At 38.7% G+C, this 9,799-nt stretch carries 13 protein-coding genes and 1 pseudogene; all 14 read left to right on the forward strand.

Translation table 11 applies throughout. From position 1 onward, the window contains the following. Positions 1-455 (forward strand): hypothetical protein (locus AC6F75_RS03015; protein ID WP_500713473.1); only part of this gene is annotated, 455 nt, incomplete at its 5' end. Between the two features lie 19 nt (positions 456-474). Beyond that, positions 475-987, forward strand: a complete 513-nt coding sequence (locus AC6F75_RS03020; protein WP_500713474.1) for a hypothetical protein — start codon at positions 475-477, stop codon at positions 985-987. A gap of 113 nt (positions 988-1,100) precedes the next feature. After that, on the forward strand, positions 1,101-1,712 hold the full coding sequence (locus AC6F75_RS03025; protein ID WP_500713475.1) for a fumarylacetoacetate hydrolase family protein: 612 nt from the start codon (positions 1,101-1,103) through the stop codon (positions 1,710-1,712). A 7-nt stretch (positions 1,713-1,719) separates the two neighbouring features. Further along, entirely contained in the window at positions 1,720-2,061 is a 342-nt protein-coding gene (locus tag AC6F75_RS03030; RefSeq protein ID WP_500713476.1) for an Hpt domain-containing protein, read from the forward strand. Next, on the forward strand, positions 2,061-3,308 hold the full coding sequence (locus tag AC6F75_RS03035) for a competence/damage-inducible protein A (RefSeq protein ID WP_500713477.1): 1,248 nt from the start codon (positions 2,061-2,063) through the stop codon (positions 3,306-3,308). The genes AC6F75_RS03030 and AC6F75_RS03035 overlap by 1 nt, the downstream gene beginning before the upstream one ends. Positions 3,309-3,386: 78 nt before the next feature. Then, a complete protein-coding gene (rpmB, locus tag AC6F75_RS03040; RefSeq protein WP_500713478.1) occupies positions 3,387-3,626 on the forward strand; it encodes a 50S ribosomal protein L28 in 240 nt (79 codons plus the stop codon). Positions 3,627-3,649: 23 nt separating this feature from the next. Continuing rightward, complete coding sequence (rpmG, locus tag AC6F75_RS03045) at positions 3,650-3,838, forward strand: 50S ribosomal protein L33 (protein ID WP_500713479.1); 189 nt, start codon at positions 3,650-3,652, stop codon at positions 3,836-3,838. A 36-nt stretch (positions 3,839-3,874) separates the two neighbouring features. Beyond that, on the forward strand, positions 3,875-4,030 hold the full coding sequence (locus tag AC6F75_RS03050) for a DUF4295 family protein (protein ID WP_500713480.1): 156 nt from the start codon (positions 3,875-3,877) through the stop codon (positions 4,028-4,030). A gap of 91 nt (positions 4,031-4,121) precedes the next feature. Next, positions 4,122-4,532 carry a hypothetical protein gene (locus AC6F75_RS03055; RefSeq protein WP_500713481.1) on the forward strand — a complete coding sequence of 137 codons (411 nt, stop codon included), beginning with the start codon at positions 4,122-4,124 and terminating at the stop codon, positions 4,530-4,532. Positions 4,533-4,687: 155 nt separating this feature from the next. Then, entirely contained in the window at positions 4,688-5,647 is a 960-nt protein-coding gene (gene ftsY, locus AC6F75_RS03060; RefSeq protein ID WP_500713482.1) for a signal recognition particle-docking protein FtsY, read from the forward strand. Between the two features lie 104 nt (positions 5,648-5,751). Beyond that, the gene (locus tag AC6F75_RS03065; RefSeq protein ID WP_500713483.1) at positions 5,752-6,510 is read left to right on the forward strand and encodes an HNH endonuclease; all 759 of its coding nucleotides are present in this window, start codon (positions 5,752-5,754) and stop codon (positions 6,508-6,510) included. Between the two features lie 67 nt (positions 6,511-6,577). Beyond that, positions 6,578-7,879 (forward strand): 30S ribosomal protein S12 methylthiotransferase RimO, encoded by a 1,302-nt coding sequence (gene rimO, locus AC6F75_RS03070; RefSeq protein WP_500713484.1) that lies wholly within the window; start codon positions 6,578-6,580, stop codon positions 7,877-7,879. A gap of 13 nt (positions 7,880-7,892) precedes the next feature. Continuing rightward, the gene (locus AC6F75_RS03075; RefSeq protein WP_500713485.1) at positions 7,893-9,119 is read left to right on the forward strand and encodes a hypothetical protein; all 1,227 of its coding nucleotides are present in this window, start codon (positions 7,893-7,895) and stop codon (positions 9,117-9,119) included. 61 nt (positions 9,120-9,180) lie between these two features. Then, positions 9,181-9,799, forward strand: a pseudogene (locus tag AC6F75_RS03080) (glycosyltransferase); the annotation flags it as partial.

The raw sequence follows: 9,799 nt of genomic DNA on the forward strand, positions 1-9,799 counted from the left end.
CCTCTTTCAGTTTTAAGGGACCCCGTGTGACCACTTACCGAATAAACCAAATGTTTGAGTACCATTTGCGGTTAAGTGAAAAAACCACATTAGTTCCCGCTTTGGGAATTGAACTGCAGTACATGCCTAAGTATAATGAAAAAGAAGCTTACTATGCTATAGAAGGTGAAACTTTGGTAGGGGTTTTTGATGATGGCTATACATTCAGTAAAGATTTCATTCAGCTTCTAACTCGGGCAGAACTGGGCTTGGACGTGAAATTTAATGATTTTTTATTGCGGGGTAGCCTGATATATGCCCCAAATATTGCTTATTACAACGATGCGCTCACTACAGTGGTGGTTAACCGGCAAACGGGGGATGTTTATCAGAAGTTGGATTGGGTAACAGGTAGCTACTGGGGTTTTGGCGTGTCAATATACCCGGCAAGACACCTTTTTAGTAAAAGAAAATAACTTAAATACTTGAAATGTAATGAACATCTATAAATTTATATCAATGGGTTGTGTGCTGGCCATTTTTGTGTCCTGTGCTACAGAATACAACAACTCCCCGGTTGTGGGGGAGTGGAAATTAACAGCTGCCACAATTGAAAACGCCTATGACTTTAATAACGATGGCGAAGCCTCAAACAACCTCATGACAGAAACCGGGTGCTTGCTAAATGAATTCATCTATTTTGATGAAGATTATTTTGGTGAGTATCGGTTTAACTCCCGTCTTGAAATTGATTGGGATGGTGCAAATGAGGTCTATGTCACTTCTTGCCTTGAAGAAACAGGGTGGCCCTTTTTTGTCTGGACTTATGACAGCGGTGAAGGCTCCATAACCTGGCAGGGACAAGGTATGTGGGGTTTTTCATTCTTCTATAGTAACAATACAATCACCATGACCTTTCCTGAAGCCTTTGAGGTGCCTGTAGTAACAAATAACGGCAACGTTGTGATAGTCGCTGAAGACCTGACTTTGGTTTATGAGAAAATGTAATTGCTATGATGATTAAAATTTAGATTAAGCCCCTTAATGGGGCTTTTTCATTTGAGTAGATAATGATAAATTATTCTACCTTTGCCCAAAAATAATTCTTTAACTTCTGTTAAATGAAAATAATCTGTATAGGAAGAAACTATGTTGATCACATCAGCGAACTGAATAACGAAAAACCTTCAGACCCGGTTATTTTTCTAAAACCTGACACTGCTATACTCCTAAAGAAGCAACCCTTTTTTATCCCCGATTTTTCCAATGATGTGCATCACGAAGTGGAAATTTTGGTTAAAATAAATAGAATAGGCAAGCACATTGAAAAACGCTTTGCACATAAATATTATGACGAAATTGGCCTGGGAATCGATTTTACGGCGCGTGACCTTCAATCCAAACTCAAAGAAAAAGGCCTCCCCTGGGAAAAAGCAAAGGCATTTGATGGTGCTGCAGTTGTCAGCGGGTTTTTGCCCAAAACAAATTTTCAGGACGTCAATAACATCAATTTTCACCTTGAGAACAATGGAAAAGTTGTGCAAAAAGGCAATACTTCGCTCATGCTGTGGAAAAATGATGAGTTAATCGAATATATTTCAAAATACTTTACATTAAAGATTGGAGATATTATCTTTACGGGAACTCCCGCAGGAGTGGCCAAAGTGAATCCCAATGACCGCCTGACAGGGTTTGTCGAAAATACAAAACTTTTTTCTATCTTAGTTAAATAATTCAACGATGAGCAAAACATATTCACTTGATAGTTTACAGGAAATCGCCGGTGGCGATGAAGAATTTATGGCAATCATCGCCAAAACCTTTCTTGACGAAATACCGCCCGATTTAAGATCGATGACTCAGGCAATAGAAAACAACAACAAACCTTTGGCGTATCAATTTGCGCACAAAATGAAGCCCAACCTTGAAATGTTAGGGCTGAATTTAACCAAAGACATTACCGCCATTGAATCTTGGACAAACACGTCAAAGAGTAAGTCAGCTATCGAGCCGCAGGTTGAAAAAATAAATTCAATTCTTGAAAAAGTGTTTATTGAACTCAAAGAAGATTTCAATTTATAATGCTTGCCGAAATCATTACCATAGGCGATGAAATCCTCATCGGCCAAATTGTTGATACAAACTCAGCCTATATCGCTACTGAACTCAGTAAAATAGGTGTTCAAGTGGTGCAAATCACTTCTGTTCAGGATGATAAAACCCACATACTTGAGAGTCTTGCCAATGCCGAAAAGCGCGTTGATATTGTCATAACCACCGGCGGGCTGGGACCCACCAAAGATGATATTACAAAACTTACCCTTTGTGAATATTTTGATGACACACTCGTTCAAAACGAAAAAGCGCTGCAAAATGTGTTTCGCCTTTTTGAAAAGCATTTAAACCGAACACCCAACCAATACAACATCAACCAGGCAAACTTGCCTTCCAAATCCATAGCACTCGAAAACAGATTTGGCACCGCCCCCGGAATGTGGATAGAGCATAACAAAACGGTATTCATTTCCCTGCCGGGTGTTCCCTATGAAATGAAAGGATTGATGCAAAATGAAGTGTTACCGAGACTTCAGAAAAAATTCAACAGACCTTTCATAGTTCACAAAACCATTTTAACCACCGGAATGGGCGAGAGTGCCATTGCAGAAATTATCGAAGATTTTGAAAACAACCTGCCCCTTGACATCAAGCTGGCTTACCTGCCTTCACTGGGAAGAGTGAGATTAAGGCTTTCAACAAAAGGCACTGATGAAGCTGGACTACATGCGGCCATTGATGCTCACGTAAAACAACTGCAAGGGCTTATAGGAGACATTATTATTGGTTATGACGAAGAAACATCCATTGAAGAAGTGGTGTCCAATTTACTGGTGAAAAAACAACAAACATTAAGTCTGGCTGAAAGTTGTACCGGCGGACAAATGGCCCGAAAACTCACTAAAATGAGTGGTGCATCTCAATATTTTGTTGGTGGATTTGTCACCTATGCCACTTCGAGTAAAACCAAGATTTTAGGAGTTCACGCAGATATGATAAAAAAACATACCGTGGTGAGCGCACAGGTGGCTGAAGCAATGGCAGCCGGTGCAAAAAAACTTTATGAAACCGATTATGCCGTTTCAACAACTGGAGTAGCCGGGCCCACCAAAGGCGATGCCAATGAAGATGTGGGCACTGTATTTATAGGAATAGCAACCCCTCAGGGCGTTTTTTCAGAAAAATTCAACTTTGGAAAAGACCGCAGTAGGGTGATAACAGATGCCTCAAATAAAGGCTTTGAATTACTCCGAAAAGAAATTTTAAAAAACTGATGAGTAATTGTTGTGCAGCAGATAAAAATGTTTTAAATTTGCAGCCTGTTTTAAAATAACGAAATAAAGGATAAAGTAATGTCAAGAGTTTGTGAACTTACAGGGAAAAGAGCGATGGTTGGCAACAACGTTTCTCATGCGATGAATAAAACAAAACGCAAGTTTAATGTAAACTTGATGAAGAAAAAGTTTTACATTCCTGAGGAAGATAAGTGGATTACGCTTCGTATATCTGCAGCTGCTTTAAAAACAATCAATAAAAACGGTATCTTAGCTACTATCAAAAAAGCAAGGGAAAAAGGTTATTTAACCAAGTAATCTGATAATAATTTTTCACAGAAATGGCAAAGAAAAGCAAAGGAAATAGAATCCAGGTAATTTTAGAGTGCACTGAGCATAAAGAATCAGGTGTAAACGGAACTTCGCGTTACATCACTACTAAAAACAAAAAGAACACTCCGGACAGAATGGAATTGAAAAAATTCAATCCCATCTTGAAGAAAATGACCGTTCACAAAGAAATTAAATAATTAGAGGTTTTTAATAATCTCAAAAAGCAATAAGTCATGGCAAAAAAATCAGTTGGTACTATACAAACAGGTTCAAAGCGTTTAACAAAAGCTATCAAAATGGTAAAGTCTCCTAAAACCGGGGCTTACACATTTGTTGAAACCATCACAACTCCAGAGCTGGTAAATGAATGGCTAAGTAAGCAAAAATAACCTCTTATTAAATATAGAAAAGCCGTCCTCCTTTTGGTGAGACGGCTTTTGTTTTATATCACTATATTTGCAAAATAAAAAAATCACTATAATGAAAAAACTATTTCTTTTATTGACTAGCTTTATGCTTCTTGCCGCTTGTAGTAGCGATGATGATTCCAATTCCAACAAACTGGCAACACCGGTATTACTTACTCCTTCTAATAATACAACGGTTATTGTTTCCCAGAACTTGTGGAATGAATTTAAATGGGCTGAAGTTGCGAATGCCAAACAGTATTTGGTTCAAATTTCTGAAACATCCAACTTTTCTACAATTTTACATGAAGCCACAAGAGTGGTTGAGGAAGATGATCCATTTTACAACACAACTATGGAGTTTCTTATATATGATTCGACTCAACACCAAAGTACCTATTACTGGCGTGTAAGGGCTTTTGCCCCTGATTATGACCCATCTGATTATTCGGTCACATTTTCTTTCGTTGTGAATAAAGAATAAATGTTGTCTAAAATATAAATCACATTAAAAAGCCGTCTGCCTTTAGGTTAGACGGCTTTTTCTTTTTGCGTATCTTTGCAATCTTAAAATGACAAGATCAGCAGTTGTTAGTGAAGTGACCCATTAACTAATAACAATTAACAATATAACTAACCATGAGTTTTTTCAAAAAAATATTCTCTTCCGAAAAAAAAGAAACCCTCGATAAAGGGCTTGAAAAGTCCAAGGCCAGTTTCCTTGGGAAACTAAGTAAAGCCGTAGCCGGGAAATCAAAAGTTGATGAGGACGTACTTGATAATTTGGAAGAAATCCTCGTCTCTTCAGACGTGGGCGTAAATACCACCTTAAAAATCATAGAACGCATTGAGTCTCGTGTGGCCAAAGATAAATATCTGGGCACAGACGAACTTAACCTCATTCTAAGAGAAGAAATAGCCGGTTTACTTTCTGAAGTGGATTCAGGAAACGCCACCGAGTTTGAGGTGCCGGAAGGTAAAAACCCTTTTGTCATTATGGTGGTTGGTGTCAACGGGGTGGGTAAAACCACTACCATTGGGAAACTGGCACACCAGTTTAAAAAAGCCGGAAAAAGCGTTGTTCTGGGTGCCGCAGATACTTTTCGTGCAGCAGCAATTGACCAGCTTCAAATTTGGGCAGACCGTGCTCAGGTTCCCCTTGTAAGACAAAATATGGGCAGCGACCCAGCTTCTGTAGCTTTTGATACACTTCAAAGCGCCGTCACCCAAAATGCCGATGTGGTCATCATCGATACCGCCGGCCGACTTCATAACAAAGTCAACCTGATGAACGAACTCACCAAAGTAAAACGCGTCATGCAAAAAGTAGTGCCTGATGCGCCACACGAAGTGCTGCTCGTTCTCGACGGCTCAACAGGGCAAAACGCTTTTGAACAAGCCAAACAATTCACCGCTGCAACAGAAGTTACCGCTTTGGCAGTTACAAAACTTGACGGAACAGCAAAAGGTGGCGTCGTGATTGGTATCAGTGACCAGTTTCAGATTCCCGTAAAATATATCGGAGTAGGGGAAGGTATGGAACACCTTCAGGTGTTTAACAAATTTGAATTTGTAGATTCGTTCTTTACCTCCGCATAGGCGGAGGTCTCGTTCTTTATCCTTCAAATTAATATAATTTAATAACCTTAGGGTTATAGAAATAATTTATATATTTTTAGTAAATTGTTTTTTAATTTAATGTTATGGGAAAATTTTTATCTAAAGGTGATTTAGAATTACACAAAGCTTTTGAAATTATTTTATCAATAAATTCATTTAGCAATTACATTTCTCATATTGTTGAACTTATATATAATGAGAATCTTACAGTTGAAACTTTAAATTCTGTTTTAAAAGAACACAAAATAAATAATATTAAAGACATTAAAGAAGAACTGCTTGATCTGGTATTAGTCTATATAAATCTTGCACTAAATGACCATATTTTAAGTGAAAACGAAAAGAAAAACATAAAATTAATCAAAGCTTATTTTAAAATAGAAGAAGGGGATTTTTATAAATATCGTTTTTCTGAAGTTGAGGAAATTTTACAACGACAATTCGAAAGGCTTTATTTAGATGATGAAATTGATGAGCACGAAGAACTTCACAAGGTTGACCTTCAAGAAATATTTGGTTTAAGTTATGATCAATTTGATAATTTTAAATCTGTTGAGATTATTAAGGCATTGGAAAGAGGAGCAGATATTGGCAGGCTTGATACTGCTAGGTTCCCCAAATCAGCAGTTATTAAAAGTCATTTTAGTGGTAGAGATATTTCCCAAACTGTAAAAGATCAGGTTTGGAATAGGGATATGGGTAGATGCATATCTTGTGGGGATAATAGAAATTTAGAATTTGACCATATAATCCCATTCTCAAAAGGTGGCTCAAACACTTACCGAAACATTCAACTACTTTGTCAACCTTGCAATAGAAAAAAATCAAACAGTATTGGTTAATATTTAACCAAGAGGTGCTAAAAGAGTTGCATAGATTGTATCTTTGCAGTCCTTTTTAAAAAATTGTATGCGCACCAAAAGCTTAAAGAAAAATAAAATCAATGTAGTCACTTTGGGCTGCTCAAAAAACGTGTATGACTCTGAAGTATTGATGGGTCAGTTAAGAGCCAACAACAAAGAAGTGGTGCATGAAGAGGAAGGCAACATCGTAGTCATCAACACCTGTGGTTTTATCGCTAACGCGAAAGAAGAAAGCGTCAACACCATTTTGGAATACGTTCAGAAAAAAGAAGAGGGTCTTGTCGATAAAGTATTTGTCACCGGCTGCCTTTCAGAACGCTACAAACCCGATTTGCAAAAAGAAATTCCTTCTGTGGATCAGTATTTTGGAACTACCGAACTTCCCGGCTTGCTAAAAGCGCTGGGAGCCGATTACAAACACGAACTCATAGGCGAGCGTTTAACGACCACTCCAAAAAACTATGCCTATCTTAAAATTGCCGAAGGCTGTGACCGCCCGTGTTCGTTTTGTGCCATCCCCATTATGCGCGGGAAACACCGCAGCACACCCATTGAAGATTTGGTGAAAGAAGCAGAAAATCTTGCAGCAAACGGTGTGAAAGAATTGATACTCATCGCACGGGATTTGACTTATTACGGTTTGGATCTTTATAAAAAAAGAAATCTGGCGGAGTTATTGCAAAACTTAGTGAAAGTTGAAGGTATTGAGTGGATTCGCCTGCATTATGCATTTCCCACAGGTTTCCCGATGGATGTGTTGGAAGTGATGCGCAATGAACCTAAGATTTGTAATTATATTGATATTCCGTTGCAACACATTGCAGACTCCATATTGAAATCGATGCGGCGTGGTACCACTCAGGCCAAAACCACAAAATTATTACAAGACTTCAGGGCTGCCGTTCCAGAAATGGCTATAAGAACCACATTGATTGTTGGTTATCCCGGTGAAACAGAAGAAGATTTCCAAACATTAAAAGAATGGGTCAAAGAAACCCGCTTTGAACGATTGGGATGTTTTACTTATTCACACGAAGAAAACACCCACGCATACAATCTTGAAGACGATGTGCCTGAAGAAGTAAAACAGGAACGCGCCAATGAAATTATGGAAATCCAGTCCCAAATTTCCTGGGAACTCAATCATGAAAAAATCGGAAAAGAATTTAAAGTGGTCATCGACCGTAAGGAAGGTAACTATTTTGTGGGCCGCACCGAGTTTGATTCGCCGGATGTGGATAACGAAGTTTTGATAGACGCTTCAAAACACTACTTAAAAACAGGTGATTTCACTAAGGTTAAAATCACTGAAGCCGCCGATTTTGATTTATATGGTGAGCCGGTGTAAAATTTTAAAAACAATGAAAAAATTATTTCCCGTTTTATTTTTTACAATATTGTTTTTTGTTTCTTGTAAAAAGACAAAAGAGCAATCACAAGAAAAAGAAGCACCTTCCTTAACTGAAATCCAACTTCCGGAAGTCGAAAACAGTTCGTTACCCTACCTGTTTTCAGATGGTAAAGATTTGTTGCTTTCCTTCGTTTCAGAAAATGACAATCTGGCTACGCTTTACTATTCAAGGTTGGTTGAAGATAGTTGGTCAACCCCGGAAGCAATTACCTCTGGCACCGACTGGTTTGTCAATTGGGCAGATTATCCGCAGATTGCTAAAAACGGGGAAAATTACATTGCCCATATTCTTCAAAAATCAGACGAAGCGACCTATGCTTATGATGTGATGGTCACGCAAAAGCAGGAGGGAGGCAAGTGGTCAACTCCTTTTAAGATTCATAGCGATACCACAAAAACCGAACATGGTTTTGTTTCCTATACCCCTTTTGGCGAAAACCAATTTATGGTGAGTTGGCTGGATGGCAGAAATACTTCAGGCGGACATCACGATCATCAGGGTGGTGCTATGACCGTGAGGACTGCAATTGTGAATCCTGACGGTAGTTTGGAAAATGAGTTTTTATTAGACGAAAGTGTGTGTGATTGTTGCCAAACTTCATCCGCAATGACGGCAAACGGTCCGGTGGTGGTGTACAGAGATCGAACAGAAACTGAAATTAGGGACATTTCCATAGTTCGCTTTGATGGTGAAAAATGGACAGCCCCGGTTCCGGTTCACAATGACAACTGGGAAATAGCCGGTTGTCCTGTCAATGGACCAAGAGTAGCTGCTTTTGGTGATAATGTCGCCGTAGCGTGGTTTACTGCAGCCGGAATGGAAAGTAAAGTGAATCTGGCATTTTCAAAAAACAACGGTGCAGATTTTGAAGCTCCTGTTAGAATCGATACCGGAAATCCGTTAGGTCGCGTGGATGTTGCTTTTGTTGATTCAGAAAATGCAGTGGTTTGCTGGATAGAAGATGAGGATGATGAAACTTTTATCAAATTCAGAAAAGTTAATCTGAACGGTCAATTGGGAGAAATTTTCACCCTTGCAAACACATCAGATTCCAGAGCTTCAGGCTTTCCTCAAATGGCAGTTTTAAACGGGAATGTGTATTTTGCATGGACAGCCTTTGAAGAAGATAAGCTTTTAGTTAAAACAAAATATAAAGACATCGATACCTTACAGTAAGAATAAATTTCTTTGTGAACCTTAGTGCCTTCGAGCCTTTGTGGCAAAAAAAGCAATATCAATGCAAAAACTCCTCATCATAGGCTACACCTGGCCGGAGCCAAAAACAACCGGTGCCGGAGTGCGGATGATGCAGTTGATTAATGCTTTTCTAAAGCAGGATTTTCAAATCACATTTGCTTCAGCAGCTGAAAAGACTGAGTTTTCAGAAAACTTAAATCCTCTTGGAATTTCAGAACAATCCATCAAACTCAACGATTCCTCTTTCGATAATTTTGTAAAAGACCTCAATCCTGATGTGGTGGTATATGACCGCTTCTACACCGAAGAACAATTTGGCTGGCGTGTGACTGAAAATTGCCCAAATGCCGTCAGGGTTTTGGATACTGAAGACCTTCATTTCTTAAGGTTTGCCAGAGAAGGTGCTTTAAAGAGCAACCATCCGGTAAACTATAAAAACTCCACATTCGCTTTTCGCGAAATAGCAAGTATCTATCGTTGTGATTTGTCGTTAATCATTTCAATAGCTGAAATGCAACTACTGCAAAACGAATTTAAAATCGATAGCGCACTTTTACAATACTTACCATTTTTTACGAAAAAAATCAAACAAGAATACTTGCCAGATTTTGAAGAACGTCAACATTTTGTATTTATGGGCAATTACAAGCACCAACCCA

This window comes from Planktosalinus sp. (assembly GCF_059864935.1).